Source organism: Thermovenabulum sp. (genome assembly GCF_049701175.1).
In the GTDB taxonomy this organism is placed as follows: domain Bacteria; phylum Bacillota; class Thermosediminibacteria; order Thermosediminibacterales; family Thermosediminibacteraceae; genus Thermovenabulum.
This window is the reverse complement of the sequence record NZ_JBNATW010000010.1, coordinates 56,187-76,286: the sequence shown is the minus strand read 5'-3', so window position 1 is coordinate 76,286 and position 20,100 is coordinate 56,187. Positions and strand designations below refer to the sequence as shown.

General features: G+C 39.3%; 16 protein-coding genes. All 16 read right to left on the bottom strand.

Features of this window, described 5'->3' with window-relative positions; translation table 11 throughout:
- Window positions 1-195 precede the first annotated feature (195 nt).
- The gene (locus ACPLVF_RS05260) at window positions 196-1,809 is read right to left on the bottom strand and encodes a carbon starvation CstA family protein (protein WP_424906777.1); all 1,614 of its coding nucleotides are present in this window, start codon (window positions 1,807-1,809) and stop codon (window positions 196-198) included.
- A gap of 358 nt (window positions 1,810-2,167) precedes the next feature.
- Entirely contained in the window at window positions 2,168-5,005 is a 2,838-nt protein-coding gene (uvrA, locus tag ACPLVF_RS05255; protein ID WP_424906776.1) for an excinuclease ABC subunit UvrA, read from the bottom strand.
- Window positions 5,006-5,032: 27 nt separating this feature from the next.
- Window positions 5,033-7,036 (bottom strand): excinuclease ABC subunit UvrB, encoded by a 2,004-nt coding sequence (uvrB, locus tag ACPLVF_RS05250; RefSeq protein WP_424906775.1) that lies wholly within the window; start codon window positions 7,034-7,036, stop codon window positions 5,033-5,035.
- A gap of 170 nt (window positions 7,037-7,206) precedes the next feature.
- Window positions 7,207-7,302, bottom strand: coding sequence for a MetS family NSS transporter small subunit (locus ACPLVF_RS05245; RefSeq protein ID WP_424906774.1), 96 nt, complete (start codon window positions 7,300-7,302; stop codon window positions 7,207-7,209).
- A gap of 14 nt (window positions 7,303-7,316) precedes the next feature.
- Window positions 7,317-8,768 (bottom strand): sodium-dependent transporter, encoded by a 1,452-nt coding sequence (locus ACPLVF_RS05240; protein WP_424906773.1) that lies wholly within the window; start codon window positions 8,766-8,768, stop codon window positions 7,317-7,319.
- 285 nt (window positions 8,769-9,053) lie between these two features.
- The gene (locus ACPLVF_RS05235; protein ID WP_424906772.1) at window positions 9,054-9,920 is read right to left on the bottom strand and encodes a TSUP family transporter; all 867 of its coding nucleotides are present in this window, start codon (window positions 9,918-9,920) and stop codon (window positions 9,054-9,056) included.
- A gap of 41 nt (window positions 9,921-9,961) precedes the next feature.
- On the bottom strand, window positions 9,962-11,002 hold the full coding sequence (locus ACPLVF_RS05230; protein ID WP_424906771.1) for a proline racemase: 1,041 nt from the start codon (window positions 11,000-11,002) through the stop codon (window positions 9,962-9,964).
- Window positions 10,999-11,469, bottom strand: coding sequence for a glycine/sarcosine/betaine reductase component B subunit (locus ACPLVF_RS05225; RefSeq protein ID WP_424906770.1), 471 nt, complete (start codon window positions 11,467-11,469; stop codon window positions 10,999-11,001). Before ACPLVF_RS05225 ends, ACPLVF_RS05230 begins: the two co-directional genes overlap by 4 nt.
- 13 nt (window positions 11,470-11,482) lie before the next feature.
- Window positions 11,483-12,367 (bottom strand): glycine/sarcosine/betaine reductase component B subunit, encoded by an 885-nt coding sequence (locus tag ACPLVF_RS05220; RefSeq protein WP_424906769.1) that lies wholly within the window; start codon window positions 12,365-12,367, stop codon window positions 11,483-11,485.
- A 92-nt stretch (window positions 12,368-12,459) separates the two neighbouring features.
- Entirely contained in the window at window positions 12,460-13,185 is a 726-nt protein-coding gene (gene prdB / locus ACPLVF_RS05215) for a D-proline reductase (dithiol) protein PrdB (RefSeq protein WP_424906768.1), read from the bottom strand.
- Between the two features lie 6 nt (window positions 13,186-13,191).
- A complete protein-coding gene (locus tag ACPLVF_RS05210; RefSeq protein ID WP_424906767.1) occupies window positions 13,192-13,395 on the bottom strand; it encodes a CBO2463/CBO2479 domain-containing protein in 204 nt (67 codons plus the stop codon).
- Window positions 13,396-13,410: 15 nt separating this feature from the next.
- The gene (gene prdA / locus ACPLVF_RS05205) at window positions 13,411-15,180 is read right to left on the bottom strand and encodes a D-proline reductase (dithiol) proprotein PrdA (protein ID WP_424906766.1); all 1,770 of its coding nucleotides are present in this window, start codon (window positions 15,178-15,180) and stop codon (window positions 13,411-13,413) included.
- A 56-nt stretch (window positions 15,181-15,236) separates the two neighbouring features.
- On the bottom strand, window positions 15,237-16,526 hold the full coding sequence (gene prdC, locus ACPLVF_RS05200) for a proline reductase-associated electron transfer protein PrdC (RefSeq protein WP_424906765.1): 1,290 nt from the start codon (window positions 16,524-16,526) through the stop codon (window positions 15,237-15,239).
- A gap of 335 nt (window positions 16,527-16,861) precedes the next feature.
- Entirely contained in the window at window positions 16,862-18,271 is a 1,410-nt protein-coding gene (locus tag ACPLVF_RS05195) for a sigma-54 interaction domain-containing protein (protein WP_424906764.1), read from the bottom strand.
- Between the two features lie 152 nt (window positions 18,272-18,423).
- Complete coding sequence (locus ACPLVF_RS05190) at window positions 18,424-18,621, bottom strand: hypothetical protein (RefSeq protein WP_068748311.1); 198 nt, start codon at window positions 18,619-18,621, stop codon at window positions 18,424-18,426.
- A 237-nt stretch (window positions 18,622-18,858) separates the two neighbouring features.
- A complete protein-coding gene (locus tag ACPLVF_RS05185; RefSeq protein ID WP_424906763.1) occupies window positions 18,859-20,100 on the bottom strand; it encodes a PDZ domain-containing protein in 1,242 nt (413 codons plus the stop codon).

The window sequence follows — 20,100 nt, the reverse complement described above, 5'->3', positions numbered from 1 at the left end:
TGCCCATAAATCCTTGTGTCCTTCTGCTGATGCCATATATCTTCTTGACTTTTTTGCATACTTAGTAATATCCAACCTCACCTAATCAAAATTAGGCCTTTTTGTACTATTATTTTCAACTATTGTAACCTCCTATCTATTAAAAGCTAAAGGAGGTGGAATAAAATCCACCCCTTTAGCTTGAGAAAGTATTTCTTACATATTTATATTGGTATTTTTTTCAGATTTCTTATTCTTGAGGGTATTATAGGTCACTATCATAAGAACTATAGCCAGCACAAAGAGCGCGATAGACATTATTACCAGTAAGTAATTTTTCGCATCATAAAAGTTCTTCATTAATATTAGTGTAGCCGATAAAGTTACGGCAAACATCCATATCATAGGAATAATAGTAATTATTGGGTTTTTGCCTGTTTTTATGAACCATGCAGTTAAAGCTAAAAGCGCCAGTGCCGAGAGCATCTGGTTTGACGAACCAAAAATGGGCCATATCTTCTGATAACCATATGTCACCAGCAGGTAGGATACTAATACAGTTATAATGGTCGCCACATATTTATCTGCAATCCAGCTCTTTTTCCCGCCTTCAGTCTCAAAGTATTCCTGGAAAATATACCTTCCGAGCCTTGTAGCCGTATCTAAGCTTGTAAGTGCGAAAGCCGAAAATGCTAATGTTATAAACACCTTGCCGAAATCCTTAGGAACACCGAAACTGCTCATAAATTCCGATACACCATTAGCAAAAATTACCGCAGGGGCGCCTTCTGCCTTTGAAACATAAGCCACCGAGATAAGGGCTATTATTGCCAGTATACCTTCTATAAGCATGGCACCATATCCGACAAACCTAGTATCGCTTTCGCTGTCAATCTGCTTTGCCGTAGTCCCGGAGCCTACAAGCGAATGAAAGCCGGAAATGGCACCGCAGGCAACGGTTACGAACAAGATTGGAAATAGATACTGGGGTCCTGCTTTAGTTACTACAGTGAAGCCTTTAAAGGCTTCGAGTTGTAAGGGTGGCCTCATCAATATTATTCCTATGGCACCACCAATGAGCATAGCATACAATAGAAAAGAGTTTAGATAATCTCTGGGTTGCAGTAAAAGCCAAACCGGCAGTACTGAAGCAAAGAAAATATAGACCAGCAGAATATATTGCCATGTTGTTTTATCAAACTGTAGAAACGGATATTTATACCCCACCCATATCGAAAGGAAAATTAGAATTACTCCGATTACTGTGGATACAAACAGGTTTGTGTTTCTTCTATAAACAAGCTCGCCGAACAGCATAGCTATAAATATGAATAGTACTGACGCTGTCCCCGCTGCAGGTGTAGCTGCAAATGCATCTGCTGTAATGCTTGTAAAAGCAGCTACTACAAGAATGAGTGTCAACCATGCAAAGATGTTAAAAAGCTTTTTACCGGTTTTCCCTATATTCGCTTCTATTATTTCGCCGATGGATTTGCCCTTATGCCTAATGGATGCTAAAAGGGAACCAAAGTCGTGCACTCCACCAACAAATATACTGCCGAGCACTATCCAGAGGTATACAGGCAACCATCCGAATATGGCCGCTTGTATTGGACCAGCTATGGGTCCTGCCCCAGCTATGGATGCAAAATGGTGTCCCAGCAATACGTAGCGGTTTGTAGGTACATAGTCCACTCCGTCATAAAACTCGTGAGCAGGTGTTTTCCTCGAAGGAGATATTCCCCACTGTCGCGCTAAATATGCACCATAAGTAGCATATGCAATTATAAAAAGTACGGCACCGAGTATCAGAAGTACCAAAGAATTCATGATTCCAACCCCCCTTTTTTATTTATAATTATGAATATTTTAATACTATTATGCTAATTTCACCCCCCTCAATATTTTCTTATTTCTTAGAAATCACTAAAATAATATGCAGTGCTTCAATGATGCAATTTCCTTTTTCTATCTGTAAGTAATGTATTAATTTTCAATCTATTTAGTTTACTTTATTATAACATTATAATATTCAATCTTGCAAATATATTTTTAATATTTAATCTTGTAATACGTTTTTCTTTCAACGATCAAAAAAAAATATTAGAGGTTAAAAATATGGTGTCAAAAAGGTAAAAAAAAACAGGCTTGAAAATTTTCCACAAGTCCGTTATAAGTTTTTTTCTCTTCATATCAACCTTATTGCTTCTCTTTCAAAAACCCTTTTTAAAAACATACCCGTATAGGATTTTTCATTTTTCGCGACTTCTTCGGGTGTGCCAAAAGCGACAACCTCTCCTCCCCTTTCCCCTCCTTCAGGCCCGAGGTCTATGATATAATCGGCAACTTTAATAACATCGAGATTGTGCTCAATTACTATAACGGTGCTTCCACCATCTACCAGCCTTTGGAGAACATCTAAGAGTTTAATTATATCCGCAGGATGAAGGCCTGTTGTAGGCTCATCCAGTATATAGAGGGTCTTGCCGTTGCTTTTTTTTGAAAGTTCTGTAGCAAGTTTTACCCTCTGGGCTTCCCCACCGGATAGGGTAGTTGAAGATTGCCCGAGTTTTATATATCCCAACCCTACATCCCTTAGTGTTTCCAATTTCCTTTTAATCTTGGGGTGGTTTTCGAAAAATACCAATGCCTCATCAACGGTCATATCCAGTACATCGGCGATGCTTTTGCCCTTGTATTTCACTTCAAGGGTTTCCCTGTTATACCTTTTTCCTTTGCATACCTCGCAGGGAACGTATACATCTGCCAAGAAATGCATCTCTATCTTTATTATGCCATCTCCCTTGCAGGCTTCACACCTTCCGCCCTTTACGTTGAAGCTGAACCTCCCCGGTTTATACCCTCGCATCCTCGCCTCAACCGTTTGGGCAAAGACCTCTCTTATATCATTGAATACCGCCGTATAGGTTGCAGGGTTAGAGCGCGGGGTCCTGCCTATGGGAGATTGATCCACATTTATGACCTTCTCAAAGTATTCCGCCCCTTCTATTGCATCAAAAGCTCCCGGATTTGATTTAACATTATAAAGTTTTTCCTTCATTGCCTTATAGAGTATCTCATTTACAAGGGTGCTTTTGCCTGAGCCTGAAACTCCGGTTACACAGGTAAAAAGCCCTACCGGGAAGGATACATCTATATTTTTCAGGTTGTGTTCTTTACATCCGCGTAAAATCAGCCACCGACCGTCTGGAATGCGCCTTTTTTCCGGAATCTTTATTCTCAACTTCCCGCTTAAATACTGTCCTGTAAGGGATTCCTCGCATTTTTCTATTTCATCCGGTGTGCCTGCTGCCACTACCCTTCCACCGTTTTCACCGGCTCCGGGGCCGATATCTATAATATAGTCAGCGGAGCGCATGGTGTCCTCGTCATGCTCTACAACTATAACTGTATTTCCAAGATCTCTTAGTCCCTTTAGAGTGTTTATGAGCTTTTCATTGTCCCTCTGATGAAGGCCTATGCTCGGCTCATCCAAAATATAGAGGACCCCAACCAATCGGGAGCCTATCTGGGTTGCAAGCCTTATCCTCTGTGCTTCTCCACCGGAAAGTGTCCCCGACGCCCTGTCCAAAGTAAGGTAGTCAAGCCCCACATCCATCAAAAATTTGAGTCGGTTTTTTATTTCCTTTAATATCTGATGAGCTATCACCTTTTCTTTTTCTGTTAGAGGAAGCGTTTCAAAAAACTCTATGGCATCCCTTATTGATAAAGAACTAACTTGCGCTATAGACTTTCCGTTTATTTTCACAGCCAAACTCTCGGGTTTTAACCTTGCTCCTCCGCACGCAGGGCAGGGTTTTGTGCTCATGTATTCCTCTATTTCTTCTCTCATCCACTCCGAATCGGTTTCCTGATACCGCCTTTTTAAGTTGTTTATGACACCTTCAAAATAGCTGGTAAAATGCCTTGTCCCTGTAAACCTTCCTTCAAAAGTAAAATCGATAGGTTCATCGGAACCGTAAAGAAGGATGTTGACCATCTTTTCATCCATTTTTTCTATAGGTGTATCCACATCGTAGCCATAATGTTCCAAAACCGCCTGCAGCATCTGAAAGTAAATGCCGTCAGGGCTGGAATTCCAAGGCGCAATAGCACCCTCTGCTACTGACTTTGACCTGTCGGGTATCACAAGTTCAGGGTCTATTTCCATATTTATTCCAAGGCCGCTGCATGCCGGGCAAGCACCATAAGGGCTGTTAAAGGAAAACATTCGTGGAGTAATCTCTTCAATGCTGATGCCGCAGTCTGGACATGCAAAGTTCTGCGAAAATAAAAGCTCGCTTTGCCCAACCACATCTATCAGGACAAGTCCTTGTGCCTTTGAAAGGGCTACCTCAATTGAATCGGCAAGCCTTGATTCGATACCCTTTTTCACAGTCAGCCTGTCCACAATAATCTCGATATCGTGCTTTTTATTTTTATCAAGCTTAATCTCCTCGGAAGTCTCATAGATTATCTTGTCAACCCTTACCCTTACAAATCCTTCCTTTTTTATTTTTTCAAAGAGCTTCTGATATTCGCCCTTCCTTCCTCTTACAACAGGTGCCAAAACTTGAATTTTCGTTCCTTCAGGAAGGGCCATTACAGCGTCCACCATTTGATCCACCGTCTGCTGGGATATTTCCCTTCCGCACTTCGGACAGTGGGGCCTTCCTATCCTAGCAAACAACAACCTCAAATAATCGTAAATTTCCGTAACGGTTCCCACGGTTGAACGGGGGTTCTTGCTGGTTGTCTTTTGGTCTATAGAAATAGCGGGTGAAAGCCCCTCAATGTAATCCACATCAGGCTTTTCCATCTGCCCTAAAAACTGTCGGGCATAGGCAGATAGGGATTCTACATACCTTCGCTGCCCTTCGGCGTAAATGGTGTCAAAGGCAAGGGTTGATTTTCCAGAACCGGAAATCCCGGTTATTACTACTAATTTATCCCTCGGAATCTCCACATCAATATTTTTTAGGTTGTGCTCTCTTGCTCCTTTGACTACAATTTTCCCTTTGCTCATTTTTATCTAACCTTCCCCAACAGATTTTTATGCCTTTATTTTTTTTACCACACCAAATACCTGTGCATTTATCTCAAATATTATATCCCTTATTTTTGCGGCTTTTTCAAACTCTAAATTTTTTGCCGCATCTTTCATTTCTTTTTCGAGTTTTTCCAGTAAAGCCTTAATCTCCTTTTTGGTCATCTTGTTTATATCCTTATCTGGCAGATACTCCATTTTGTCTTCTGCCGCCTTTGTGGCTTCAATAAGTTCCCTAATGCCTTTTCTAACCGTTTCGGGTGTAATGCCGTGCTTTTTATTGTATTCCATTTGTATTTTGCGCCTTCTATTGGTTTCGTTTATAGCCTTTGCCATGGATTCGGTAATGGTATCCGCATACATTATTACCTTACCTTCAGCATTCCTTGCAGCCCTGCCGATGGTTTGAATAAGCGCGGTTTCCGAGCGCAGGAAGCCTTCCTTGTCAGCGTCGAGGATGGCAACAAGGGACACTTCGGGCAGATCCAATCCTTCTCTTAAAAGGTTTACACCTACAAGGCAGTCGAATTTTCCAAGGCGGAGGTCCCTTAAAATTTGGAGCCTTTCCAAAGTATTTATCTCCGAATGAAGGTATTTAGCCTTTATACCTGCATCTTTTAAATAATCACAAAGGTCCTCTGCCATCTTTTTCGTGAGGGTAGTGACCAAAACCCTCTGGTCTTTTAAAGCCCTCTTTTTTATTTCTCCTATCAAATCATCTATCTGTCCTTTTATTGGCCTTACCTCTACTTCCGGGTCTACAAGACCTGTCGGCCTAATAATCTGTTCTACCACCTTACTTGATTTTTCAAGTTCGTAAGGGCCGGGAGTTGCTGACATAAAAATTACCTGGTTTATCTTCTGTTCGAATTCTTCAAAGGTTAAGGGCCTATTGTCAAAGGCTGAAGGGAGTCTAAACCCATGTTCCACGAGGGCTTCTTTGCGCGAACGGTCACCTGCCCACATAGCCCTGAGCTGCGGAATGGTTACATGGGATTCATCGATTATTATAAGATAATCCTTGGGAAAATAGTCGAGCAGCGTAAAGGGGGGCTCCCCCGGCTTTCTACCTGTTAAATGAAGGGAGTAGTTTTCAATGCCTTTACAGTAACCCGTTTCTAAAAGCATTTCTATATCGTAATTGGTCCTCTGTTTTAATCTCTCCGCTTCCAGAACCTTTCCCTGATTTAAAAGTTCGTTTACCCTTTCCTCAAGCTCCCTTTGAATAGATTTTATGGCCATTTCTAAGCGGTCTTTTGGTGTTACATAGTGAGAGGCTGGGAAAATTGCCACATGCATCCTTTCCCCTAATATCTCTCCTGTGAGAACATCCACTTCCGTTATTCTTTCAATGGTATCGCCGAAAAACTCCACCCTTATAGCCCTTTCGGAGAAGGAAGCAGGGAAAATCTCCAGTACATCTCCCCTTGCCCTAAAACTTCCCCTCCTAAAATCTATCTCATTTCTAACATACTGTATTTCGGTCAGCCTTCTTATCACTTCATCCCTATCTTTCACCATGCCGGGTCGAAGGGAAACTACCTGATTCTCATAATCAACCGGTGAACCGAGGCTGTAGATGCAAGATACGCTTGCTACTATTACCACATCACGCCTTTCGAAAAGGGCAGCTGTGGCTGAATGGCGCAGTTTGTCAATCTCATCGTTGATAGAAGCATCCTTTTCAATGTAAGTATCGGTTTGGGGTATATAGGCTTCCGGCTGATAGTAGTCGTAATAGCTTACAAAATACTCCACAGCATTTCCCGGGAAAAACTCTTTGAGCTCGCTGCAGAGCTGGCCCGCAAGGGTTTTATTATGCGCTATTACTAATGTAGGTTTTTGAACCCTTTCTATAAGGTGTGCAATGGTAAAGGTTTTTCCAGTACCCGTAGCACCCAAAAGGGTTTGAAACTTATATCCCTTATGAATTCCTTCGGCAAGTTCTTCTATTGCTTTGGGTTGATCTCCTCTTGGTATAAAATCGGACACCACTTTAAATCGGCCCATTGCAAGGCCTCCTTTTTCAACCTTATTTTATAATAAACTTTATTTTATGTCTTACTTATAGCATTATACCATACTTAAGAGTTTTTTATGAAGATAAATTGCGAAATATTGTTCGGTTAATTGAATTTTAAAAACCGGCCTACAATAAAATTCTGCAGGCCGGCTAATTATTATTTTGCTTTAAATGCTATATTCAACAAATACAAAAGTCCACCCCATACCATCCCTAAAATTATTACCATTGTTATAATGCTACCAATACGCATTTTTTATCAACTCCTTAATTTTCCTTTTCCTTTATTACTTTGCTTGCAAGGGTTTTATTTAAATAAATTAAAATGATTACTACTAATGCCCATTGTGCAAACATGGTTGCAGGGCTGTATACCTCGAAAGGATTCCACCATGTATCAGGATACCATGTAAATTCCTGGTACACCCACCAACCAAATATAATTGCAAAAAGTAGAGGGAAAATTTTTATAGAATAATTCCACCATCTTCCTATTTTTATATCGGAAACAGGATTAATATCCTCCATCCTTGCCTTTTCAAGCCCGTATTTACTTACTGCGAAAGCAACCAAAAGTCCACTTACAAGCAATGCTACACCCCATACCTGATCCTGATTGTTCAGGAAATTTATATTAATGGCCGACGGCAGACCGCACAAAAAGCTGAGTATAACTACAACTGTCGCTGCTTTTTTTCTTTCCCATCCCATGTCAATTAAATTTTTAATAACGACTTCATACATGGCATAAAGGGAGGTTAATGCTGCAAAGGCCATAGCAAGGAAAAATATTGCTGAAATTATCTGACCTCCAGGAAGTTCGGGGAATAATTTTGCAAGCCAGATGAACGTCAGTCCTATGTTGTCGGATTTTATTATTTCACCTACGTTTAGAGGTGCAAGAGCAAATAAGGTAGGTATTATGGTCATAGCTGCTATTAAAGCAGCAGAAGTATCAGCAAGACCTGTAATGAAACTGTTAGCAGCTACATCTTCTTTTTCTTTTGTGTATACGGCATAGGTAATCATGAATCCCCATCCCGCTCCCGTTGACCACGCTGCTTGGGTAAAGGCTTCGAGCCACACCTTGCCGCTTACAAGCTTTGAAAAATCAGGGTTAAAAAGAAAATCCAGCCCTTTTGATGCACCGGGAAGGGTTATTGCCCTTACCATACCAACTACTAAAAGTCCAAAAAGAGTAGGTATTAATATCTTTGATACCTTTTCTATTCCGCCTTCTACGCCGCGAAATACTACATAGGCTCCAAGGGCTACGGATACTAAATGGAATAATACACCCTGCCATGGAGTATTGATAAAGCCTTCCCATAAAGCTTTTGTATCTACTCCGGGTTTTAACGCACCTGTAACGCTAAAAACAAAATATCTAAGAGTCCAGCCCATCGTAACCGAATAATAAGCACCGAGGGCAAAACATACAAAGGCAATCCATGCTCCCATCCAGGTATATTCTTCTCCTATAAAATCCCTAAAGGCACCTATCGTTCCCTTTCTTGTCCTTCTACCTATAACTACCTCTGCTATTAAAAGGGGTATGCACCACACCATCAACGCTACCATATATGCAACAAGAAATGGGCCTCCACCGTTTGAAGTGGCAACCCGAGGAAATCTCCACACATTACCCGTACCTATAGCCTGTCCCATTGCAGCAGCGATAAAACCGAACCGCGTTGCAAAGGATTCCCTCTTGCTCATTTTTTAGCTACCTCCTTGATATTTTTTTGATCAAATGCATTTTACGATTATACTTTAATTATTTGGTAATTATTTATCAATTTTTTAACTACGTTTTGTTGATAGTTATTTTTATTAATATTAATTATAATTTTTTTTATGCTATTTTAACTTTATTTAAAATTATTTTTTATTTTTATGAAACTTCATCTTTAAAAACATGGCTGTTGGTATTTTATTTACCAACAGCCTATAGTTGACTTTTTTAAAACTCTATTTAGTTGAAAATTAATCGAAAAGATTTTTTTATTTTTCTTCTTTATTTTTCATTGCAGACCTTAACATTGTAACAGCAGTGTATACTATGACGCAGACGACAAGCCATTTTAATAAAGTTAATGGTAGTGATTTTACAATGTAAGCAGCGATTAACACACCGAGTGAACCGAAAATGGTTATTGCAACTGATGCCTTTCTGTCATAGGCACCTTCCTGAACAAATTTAATGGACGCAGCTGGCATCAAAAATGCGCAGGAACCCATCATTATTGGGAACGCTACCCTTGGGCTCATGCCAAGAGCGTATACAAGTGCCATACATGGTGCATAAAGTCCAATACCGATTGTCATCAAAGCGCCAAGGATAAAGTTTCCTACAACACCTATGATTAGTTTTGTTCCAGTTAATCCTATAGCGTCACCGCCAACAGGCATCAATCCCAATAAGCCGATCACAAAGATGAATGCTACTATCAATAGTGCTATGCCCATTCCCATCTGTATCTTCTTTTCAGGAAGTTTTGAAACTATTCCTGCTCCCAAGACCGCTCCTAAGGTAGCGGCAGCAAGCATGGAAATCAATGTAATCGGTTCAACCTTTATAACTGTCATAAAAATGAAGGCTTCCAACACGACGGGGATTGTCATACTTACGTTTAAAGTTCCTGGTATCAACCTATCAGGCACTAATTTAAACAGTTTAAATAGAGCTGTTGTTGGTGCAAAACTTCCTATTCCGAGGGTGTCAAAAAAGTTAACTATGAAACCTACTATTGATAATGTAACGAAGCTTGCATTGGAAAAGGTGTGTTTGTTTTTTATTGTATCTTTTACGAAGAAGTAAGAAAAACCAAGGGTCAGCAAACCTAATGCTGACAAAACAGCTTGGAGCATATTTTTTCCTCCTTCAATATTTTTTTTTATAACTTATAAATTTATTTTGCTTTACAGCATTTTCCGCTGGCTGAAGAGCCGAGTAAGAATCCATATTTTACAGGATCTTCAGGATCTATTACCATCTGATTAAAACCGGTTATAAATGCGTTCCCCGTAATTTCAGGTATAACAGCTTTATAAGGCCCAACAGTTGTCTCCGCTACAAGCTCGCCTTTAAAAATTGTCCCAATAATGCTTTCGTAATAGAAGGGTTGATTTAAATTAAGCTTTCCTTTTGCAAAAAGGGTAGCCATCTTTGCACTGGTGCCAGTTCCGCAGGGTGACCTATCTGCCTGTCCATCACCAAAAATGACGACATTTCTCAAATCTGCATTGGGGTTATCGGTTTCATCATAAATTTCTACAAGGTCAATGCTCCTTATGTGTTCCTTTTCCGGATGCTGGACTTTTATTTGCTCATTAGCTGCTTTCTTTATTGCCATGCCTATTTTTATTATTTCATCAACATTTTCAGGGACGATTTTAATGTTCAGCTGTTTTGCATCTACTATCGCAAAAAAGCTCCCGCCGAAGGAAATGTCAGCCTTGATCTTACCAATTCCCGGTACATCTATTTCAGCATCGGATTTATAAAGAAATGCAGGGACATTCCTTACAGTTACTGATTTTACCACATTGTTTTCTACTTCAGCCCTTGCTTCTACAAGGCCTGCAGGGGTATCCAGTTTTACGTAAGTTACCGGCTCTACCGGTTTTACCATGCCGGTTTCGATAGCTACAGTTACCGCACCAATTGAACCATGGCCACACATATTAAGGTAGCCACCGCCATCCATGAAAATTATTCCGAAATCTGCTTCAGGATTAACAGGGCTTGTAATAATTGAACCGAACATGTCCCTATGGCCGCGGGGCTCGTGCATTAATGCCCTTCTTATATGGTCCATATTCTTTTCCAGATATTCCTTTTTCTCGGCCATGGTTTTTCCGGGAATATTTGGCACACCGCCAATGACCACTCGGGTTGGCTCGCCCATTGTGTGAGAATCTACAGCATAAATCATCTTTTCAAACCTCATTTTCTACCACCTCTTCTTTTCATTTTTTCTTTTAAAATCTTCAAGGCCTTGATCATATCCCTTTCTTCCACCGTGTTTTGACACACAATTTCGGTCTCCATGCCTTCCTTAGCCTTATCTAAATCAATTATATCCTCCATGTATTCATTTTCAACTACAAGTCCGTTCCCTGCAAAGGTCAAGCCAACCACCGGAATACCCCTTTTGCCTAATTCTTCGATGTGAGCCGCAAAATCCACGTGCTGGTTTCCAAATCCTTCAGCGTAAATAATTACTCCATCAACTCCAAGAGCTTCAGCCAGCATCCCTAATCTTTTTGCAACATAAAATTTTTCTTCGTTATCCTGCGGACTGCCTACCACTGCGACACCAACTAAATCTATATCCTTATCCCTCCGCGCCACTTCAATCATCGGGTCATTTACGTGGTGGAGGGTTGTTTCTTTTGTAGAAGGACCTACACCCATGAATACCTCACTCCTAAGTTACAGAATGTATGCCGCCATCCTTGACTTCATTGGGAGTAAGAATAATCGGCACATTTCCTAAGTCTATAATGGATTTTCCTCCTCGTACCCCACCAGGCTCGGAAGGCATAATAATTTTTTCATGCATTGCCCCTTGCCCCCCGAGTTCTTTAACTATAAGCACCTTGGGCATACCCTTTCTCCTTACATCTTTAAAAATATGAGTTTTTACTGCTTCTTCGGGTGCTAATTTCTTTAACTCCTCTCTTATCCTGTCCAATATGAAATCCGCCACCTGATGAGCTGCCAAAGGACCCCTTCTTTCCATCCCCGTACCTTTTTCAATCACCACATCGATTCTTAATATAATATCTTTGGTCTTAGGAGTACCCGGCATGTTGAAGGCCACTTTATCCTTCAAAATGCCGTGAGAAGAACCGAATTCCGCTATCTGCTTTCCCTCTTCATCAGTGCCAGTCAGGAATACCACTACTCCATCTAATATATGGGTAATACCTTCACCTATTTTCCCATCAACTTTCGCCATAATAGGAATAATGTCCATTATGGTGTTTGTGTAAATATCTCTATTTTCGGGATAAATTACATCAAACGTTACTTTTTTCACAAGTTGGTTAATTTTTAAAGATTCTCTAGTTAGAGAAGAATCTATAAATAAGGTATTGTTGCAGATTTTTGTATTATCTGAAATTTTTACATCTTTTACTAAGAATTCCCTTATTTTTAATTCCCTAATTACTTCTTCTCTTGGAAGCACTTTAAGGTTTTCTTTTTTTATCTCTTTTTCTCTTTTTTTAAGCCTTTCTATAGCTTCCATATATTTTTCGGGCATTTCTACTGTTACGCTCTTAGCGTTGGCCATAGATATTTTAAACATTGAAAAACCCCCTCACACCCCCCTATAAAAAATTCTTTATATTCCCCGGCAAAAGCCTGAAAAGCTTTTGCCGGGTATTATTTTGGGGGGTATTATATTTTTGCCTTATACTCGTAAGGTAGATTAATTACTTTTCCAGGTACATCAATTTCTTTTAATGCTTTCAATGCATCTTTTAATATTGCAGTCTGCATAACTTTGTTATTTGGTTCACCAACGTTTGCTCCCATTGGAACCATTGGTGCAACTATCCTTGGTGAACCCTGCTGTTTTGCAACCGGTGGTAAAGCTGCAATCAGCACTGTAGGAATTCCAGCACTTTCAATTGCTCTCTGCACAATCACGGCAGAGCGGTGGCAAGTCCCTCACCCAGCTGTCAAAACTGCGACATCTACACCTTCCTTTTTGAGGATTTCTGCTATAGCTGGGCCTGTTTCTTCTTGGAATTTCTTTACATTACCGCCGCCACCCATAAAACCAATGTTAACAGGTGCAATGGATTTTATAAAACCTTCTGCAGCTAATTCTCTTAAGCGATCAATTGGGAACATGCAGTTGATATCACGGTTTACATCGGTATTATCATATCCACCATGGGTTACCATCAATTCTGACGATGGTGTGTCGCCTGGAATTTCTCTGAATGTAAAGTCACCAGCTAAATTAAAGGGTTTCTGCGATTTTAAATGAACACCTGCTGCAGTAACAAGAGCTACAGTGCAGTCCTTTAATTCTTTTGTAAATGGTGTAAATACAGGCGGAGGTGTTATAGGAACGTATATTTCGGATTGCAGGCCTTCTATTACCGTCAATTTCATCTTTTACTACCTCCCATCATTTATTAATGTCACATAGCTCATCATTAATTCAACTTCATCACCTATGGAGGGGTGCCTGTCGGATATAAGCATCCTCAAAGGTACCCTGAGCATCCCCATTCGGCCTTTGAATTCTATTTTTACATCCCTTTCGGTTACTTCAATTATCTTTCCCCTTATCATATTAAGTCCGGGGTATATTTCATCCATTTATAAAACTCCTTCTTAGGCCTTATATTTTTCATCTACAAGTTTCTGGTTGTTTTCGATAACCGACTGATCCCATTTCTTAGCAGGCGGCAGTATCTTTACGCCGGCCATCTTTGCTTTTAACATTGCTACAGCTCTTCTTGCATCTTCTGGGCAGAGTGTATTGTCTCCAAGGATTTCCGATTCCATTCCGTTCTTATCTTTGTTGAGCTCAATCATGGCATCCATGTATTTGTTTCCAACGATAAGCTGACCTTGATATGCTGCATAAGTCACACCTACTACAGGTATTCCACGTTTTCCAATCTGTTCGATGTGGGATGCAAAGTCGATGTGGTTGTTTCCGAAACCTTCCGTAGTTACAATGGCTCCATCTACTCCCAATGCTTCTACTAATGCTCCAAGGCGTTCTGAAACGTAGAATTTTTCTTCATTCACTTGCGGGCTGCCTACAAAGACAACTCCTACGAGGTTAAGTTCTTCATCCTCTGCTAAAAGGTTTACCAATGGTTCTCTGAAGTAATGGCGCGTATTTTCCTTGGATGCAGGTCCGATGCAGGTTAATGCATGGATACCGCCATCTCTTACTTCATTTGGTGAAAGAACTACAGGGATGTTTCCGAGGTCTACGTTTGGCCTACCACCGAGAACACCTGCTGGCTCTTTGGGAAGAATAACGTTGTCGTGCATAGCGCCCTGACCCATAATTTCTTTTACTAATACTACCCTTGGTCTTCCTACTCTTTCAATATCTTTGTATTCGGTCACCTTTACAGCTTCTGAAGCAGGCTTTTTCTTCAATACTTCTCTGATTTCCTGAATTACTGCATCACATGCTTTGTGAGCTGCATAGGGTCCTTTTCTCTCCATACCAGTTCCGGCTTGAATAGTCACGTGAATTCTTATCATTATATCGTTTTCGTCAGGGCAGCCAGGTCTTCCAAATCTCACTTTTTCACCAATTATACCTTCGCAAGAACCAAATTCATGAACCTGTATACCGCTTTCATCGACACCAGTTAAAACTACTACAACCCCCGACATTACATGAGTAATACCTTCGCCGAGGTTACCTTCAACCTTTGTAGCAATAGGTATAACATCCATGATTGTATTGGTAAATACGTTCTTGTTGTCGGGTGTAATAATATCTATTTCCATTTTCTTTGCAAGGGGATCTGCCTTTAAAGCATCTTCAACAATGCTCTTCCTTATTGTCAATACACCATTTTCAAAAGATGTTTCATCTCCGAGTTTTACTTCTTTAACCTCGAATTCTCTCATTATTAAAGTGCGCTTTACTTTATCCTCGATTTTTACTTCTTTTTTCTCCTCTTTTTGTACTAATTCTTCTTTCTCTGCTGCAGAAGCTGTTGCTACAATTGCTGGGATTTCAAGGTTTATACCCTTTCCTTCTTCTATATGGATCCTGATTACATTAGACGCTGCTTTTACTGGAGCAGCCTCAACAACCTTTGCTTCCTTTGCCTCCACTGCTTCAACAGCTTTTTCTTCAGTTTCTTTAATTGCTTCTTCGCCGCCTTCAATCATATCAGGGGTTATCGGTGTTAAAGCATCAATGGTTTTTACAAGCTTTTTACCAAGTACCTGCCCGATTGTCAAAACGTTTGCCGGTATTTTTAAAAGTCCCGAATCTTCTAAATCTGGGAAAATCCCCGGGTCTTCCAAATCTGCAGGGCTTATTACTGTACCGGCTTGCGTAAGGCAACATACAACAGCAGGATCGTTTTTATGCTGATTGGCTGTTTCTGGAGTTATGGACATGTTTTATTACCTCCTTTTCTTAGAAATAATTTCTAAGTTATTAATGTCCTTTATTTTTATTTGTTCAGTCTGCGTACTAACTTATGACCTACTGTGCGGAGCACATGGTCTGTGTGATGATATACTGGAAGCTTAAGCTTTGGAGCAACACCCATAACGGTATTGGTGCAGTCACTGCATGTCCCAACTAAAACCACTTCGGCACCAGCTTTTTTAAGCTTTAAGATCTTTTCAGCTTGACCGGGGCAGTTGCCGGGATTTTCACACTTAATACCACCTTTTACATCCATTACCTGTTTGCATCTTTCAACACCTGCTACAGGTGCCCCCATTTTTTCTGCAACTTCCCTTAGCCTTGCCTCATTGGCTCCGCAGCCACAAACTAATAGCCCTATCTTTCTTTTCTCTTTTGGTAGAGGATCTGTTACAATTACACCACCTGTTGTTTTAATTACTACCGCATCTAAGCCAACACTTTTTCCTGTAAAAGGTCCTCCCATGATAATTTCTCCGTATTCTCCTTCTATACCGCCAGCTTGTTCAATCAGCTCAGAAATGGGAGTACCTATCGGAACATCGAAAAATACCAAGGGTTCTCTGCCAGACTTCAACCTTCCAACTACAGTAACATTTTTCGAAATTACCGGTTTTCTAAAATCTACCGCTTCGGCAATCCTCGAAAGGGTTTCAACATTGGTGACAACAGCTTTTGCTGCAGAAGGTAACTGGTCGGGCCTTAATAAAACCCCGAGAATATCTCTTACTAAAGCCCTTTCCTCACCCATCGGATAAATATCAGGCATCATTTTTATTTCGATTCTATCGTCATCTATTACTGATTTCATTGCTTCAATAGCTTTTTTATTTTTTTCTTTTATTGCTATAAATCCCTTTGAAGCATTAGTTACTTCCATTGCGTATTTTAATCCTTTGTATATTAACTCCGGTTTTTGTTCCATCTGTCTTACGTTATGGGATAAAAGGGGTTCGCATTCGATTCCGTTTGCTATTACATATCCACCTTCTAAATTAACGTTCATCTTTACATGTGTGGGGAAGCCAGCACCACCCATACCAACTATTCCAGCTTCTTTAATGGCTTCCAAAATACTATTAGTCTCTTTAATTGGCACAAACTCTTCAGGTTGTTCATCATCAGCTAAAATTTCTATAAATTTTTCATTAATATTAATTACCTCACCATAAAGACTCGCATGTATATTTGCTCCTAAACCGTTAGGCACAGCAATAAGCTGACCCTTCTTTACTTTATCCCCAACTTTTACTTGAGGAATAGCAGGAGCTCCTATATGCTGTTGCAGCTGTATGAAAATCTTTTTGCCCAACTGCGTCACCTCCTTTGTGATTGCGATAACAAATTTATTGCAAGGTTTATGCCAAAACTCCCTTTAATCGACATTATTTTTTTAAATAATTTTTTTTTGTATTTATATGCTTTTTCTATAAATAAAATCTGTTTTGTACTTAACTTGCCCACAAAAAAGCTGCACCATTCCAACAAGGAATTAAAAATTTTTACCATTATAAATAGGCATATTGTCCAATATTTCGACGATATTTTTATGTAAAAGGAATATATAAAGCTCGTTAATCCTTTCACATACTCAATTCGTTAGGGTATTCACAAATAAATTAGCGTGTCCAATATACCGACATAGTGTCAGTCATTTGGACACGCTCCTATACCTAAGACCTGCATCTTATAATAAAGGGTACTTCTCGGTATTCCTAATATTTCCGCAGCTTTTGCTTTATTATTCTTTGATAATCTTAAGGCTTCCATTATAGCCTTTCTTTCAGCTTCCTGCACTACCTTCTCTAAATTTAAACTTGTTACTTGAAGTGATAAGTTGTCCTTTTTAATGTCAAAATAATTTAAGATAGTGTTTGGAAGCATATCATCCCTTATAACTCCATTTTCAGCAAGTATTACCAGCCTTTCAACAACATTTTTTAATTCCCTTACATTCCCAGGCCAGGGATATTTTAACATCAACTCCATAGCAGAGGGTTCTATTTTATTTATAACTTTCTTGTTTTCTACCGAAAATTTTTTTAAAAAATAATTGATTAAATAGGGTATATCCTCAGGCCTTTCCCTTAAAGCCGGAACTTTAATAGAAACAACATCTAAGCGGTAAAATAAATCTTCCCTGAATTTACCATTTTTTACCATCTCTTTTAGGTCTCTATTAGTCGCAGCGATTATCCTTATATTTACTTTTATAGGTTTTATACCGCCAACCCTGTAAAATTCCCTATTTTCCAAAACCCTTAATAACTTTGACTGCATCTCTAAAGGTAGTTCTCCAATCTCATCTAAGAAAACCGTGCCCCCATCAGCAATTTCAAATTTACCTGGTTTTCCCTTTTTTTGGGCTCCTGTAAAAGCTCCTGACTCATAACCGAAAAGCTCACTTTCAATCAGGTTTTCGGGTATTGAACTGCAGTCAACCACAATAAAGGGCATTTCCTTCCTCGGGCTCGCATTGTGTATCGCCCGTGCAAGCAAATCCTTTCCAGTTCCGCTTTCTCCTTGGATAAGCACAGAAGCATCGCTCTCTGCAACTTTCCTTGCAAGCATTAAAAGATCATACATCACTTTGCTCTTATATACAATATTCTCAAAGTCCTTTTCAGGCGAGAGCCTTTTTAGCTCTTCTTGAAGGTATTCTAAATACCTTATTTTATCTTCAGCTTTTTTTAATTCATTTATTAATTTTTGTACCTCAGTAATATCCTGATCTATAGAAACAACCCATGATATTTCCCCATCTTCCATTATAGGAATCGAGCTTATTATAGCCACATTTCCTTCTCGTGGCCTGTGCTCTACAAATTCCATGGGCTTTCCGTTTTTCAACACTTCCAAAGCAAGGGCATTAGGGAAAAACATTCTTATATCTTTTCCTATTATATGTTCTTTTTTTATACCGTAAAGTTCTTCTGCCCTTTTATTCCAGTAAACCACGATCATTTGCGAATCTATTACGCATATAGCTTCGTTAATGTGTTCCAAAACCTTCTCAAAGGGAACTTTACTATTTAAATTTTCTTCTGCTTTCCCCATAATTCTCACCTTCTCATTTCCCAAAAAATACAGGTCATGAATATTATAGCACTTAGAGGAGGTTATTTTAACGGGAATTTTATAATTTTCGACATTTTTATTTTCTCCTAAAAGAATTTAGTAAAAATAAAAACCGGGGAAATAATCCCGGTTTAATTGACATAAATTATTTTATTGCGCCTTCTAGTAATAAATCCGTTTGAGCGCTGTCCATACGTATCTTTATTTTCATGCTGAGCATCAATGTTCATAATCTTCATCATGATTTCCCTCTTCTCTTCTTCAGATGCGTTGATGTATGCTTTTAAAAGCATCTCCCTTTCCCGTTCTAAGTACTGTTCCCTTGTCATTTTATCCCTCCTTTTCTATGTAGATTAATTTAAATTTTATAATAATAATTATTGCGATAGCTATTGAGACTGTTATATCATTCACAATTATTATATACTATGTTAAAAAATTATTCAAGTGAGTATCTTAAAAATATCGTAAAATTTTCTATAATTTTTTTAATTTTTGTTTTTCGTCTTTCAATAATAGTTTAACCCGTAATTGTTAAATTTATACATATAAAAAACCTTCTCCCCTCAGGAAGAAGGTTTTTTTGTAAAAATCCTCTTTATTTTTTTTATAACACCGGTTTCCTCCAAGGATATAGATGCTACATCCCCATCCTTGGGTATCAAAATAACCCCTAAGCTGTCAAAACCATAAGGGTAAAATGTCATTTCGGCATACTTTTTCTCATTTTTTGGAGTTACATAATCTATCCAAAGAAATGTTGGAGCAAGGGCCTTAATTTCCTTAAGGTCCTCTATGTTATTTACAGGCCTTCCGTTAATGGAAATAATTATATCACCGGGCCTTATACCCATTCTTTCCGCCGGAGAATTTTCCAATACATAAAGGATTCTGACGCCAAAAGGAGGAATAGTAAAAAGGGGCTCTCTATTTCTTTCTTTTTTCTTGCCTATTATTATCAAATATTCGTGACCAATAGGTGCAAAAAGAGCAGCAACGTATTTAAAAAAGTTTATTCTCGAGCCCAGAACGGAAAATAGTATCAAAAAACTACTGAACATTATTAAATAAACTGCTGATTCCCTGCTTTTTTTATAAGGTTGCCTTGTTAGTGCTATGTCGCCGTAACCCAAAGCCGCAACGACTGGCATCATAAGGTAAATTACATTTTCTAAATTGAGCCCCTGTGGCCTAATTATAGGCCACCAATCCGGCATATTTACCGCTTCAACTCCCGAAGGAATGCCTACAGCAATGGTTAAAAGAATAAAGGGTACAGGCCAAAAACTTTGAATTATAAAACCTCCTATAATTCCCCTCTTTTCATCCTTTATTAAGGCCGGTGAGGCATTTAAATGCCCCGAAAAATAGATTAATAAACTTTCAACAGCATGAAGTACTCCCACAAGGGCCATCAGTCCTGGAACGTCCACCTTAGGAAACCCAAATAGTAAAGAAAATATGGAAATTATTCCGCCTGCATAGGAAAAGCACATTAAATGAGGGCTTATAAGCATCAATAAAAGAGCCAACGGCCATACATAAGCAAGACCCGAACCGGCTATGCTTACTCCCAAGGCAACAATGATTATACTCCCCACGAATCCTCCAAAAATCCCATACATAAGTGAAGACGATACCCTTTTTAAGGGGTTCGTCGTTGTAAAACCAAACATTTTTTCTTCAAAATCAGCAGTTCTTTTGTACTGAACGAAAACTATAAAAAGCACTACCCAAAAAAAGGGGTTAAAGATTGCTTGAGGAATTCCCAATAATATAAAGTAAAGTATCTTTAAAACAAGGTTCAT

Excerpts from the sequence above, each read along its gene's own strand:
- ACPLVF_RS05185 (WP_424906763.1), bottom strand. The coding sequence starts at position 20,100 with ATGAACCTTGTTTTAAAGATACTTTACTTTATATTATTGGGAATTCCT.
- uvrA (WP_424906776.1), bottom strand. The coding sequence starts at position 5,005 with ATGAGCAAAGGGAAAATTGTAGTCAAAGGAGCAAGAGAGCACAACCTA.
- ACPLVF_RS05225 (WP_424906770.1), bottom strand. The coding sequence starts at position 11,469 with ATGGGTGTAGGTCCTTCTACAAAAGAAACAACCCTCCACCACGTAAAT.
- uvrB (WP_424906775.1), bottom strand. The coding sequence starts at position 7,036 with ATGGGCCGATTTAAAGTGGTGTCCGATTTTATACCAAGAGGAGATCAA.
- prdA (WP_424906766.1), bottom strand. The coding sequence starts at position 15,180 with ATGTCCATAACTCCAGAAACAGCCAATCAGCATAAAAACGATCCTGCT.
- ACPLVF_RS05245 (WP_424906774.1), bottom strand. The coding sequence starts at position 7,302 with ATGCGTATTGGTAGCATTATAACAATGGTAATAATTTTAGGGATGGTA.
- ACPLVF_RS05235 (WP_424906772.1), bottom strand. The coding sequence starts at position 9,920 with ATGCTCCAAGCTGTTTTGTCAGCATTAGGTTTGCTGACCCTTGGTTTT.
- ACPLVF_RS05220 (WP_424906769.1), bottom strand. The coding sequence starts at position 12,367 with ATGTTTAAAATATCTATGGCCAACGCTAAGAGCGTAACAGTAGAAATG.
- ACPLVF_RS05195 (WP_424906764.1), bottom strand. The coding sequence starts at position 18,271 with ATGGGGAAAGCAGAAGAAAATTTAAATAGTAAAGTTCCCTTTGAGAAG.
- ACPLVF_RS05260 (WP_424906777.1), bottom strand. The coding sequence starts at position 1,809 with ATGAATTCTTTGGTACTTCTGATACTCGGTGCCGTACTTTTTATAATT.
- ACPLVF_RS05190 (WP_068748311.1), bottom strand. The coding sequence starts at position 18,621 with ATGACAAGGGAACAGTACTTAGAACGGGAAAGGGAGATGCTTTTAAAA.
- ACPLVF_RS05210 (WP_424906767.1), bottom strand. The coding sequence starts at position 13,395 with ATGGATGAAATATACCCCGGACTTAATATGATAAGGGGAAAGATAATT.
- ACPLVF_RS05230 (WP_424906771.1), bottom strand. The coding sequence starts at position 11,002 with ATGAGGTTTGAAAAGATGATTTATGCTGTAGATTCTCACACAATGGGC.
- ACPLVF_RS05240 (WP_424906773.1), bottom strand. The coding sequence starts at position 8,768 with ATGAGCAAGAGGGAATCCTTTGCAACGCGGTTCGGTTTTATCGCTGCT.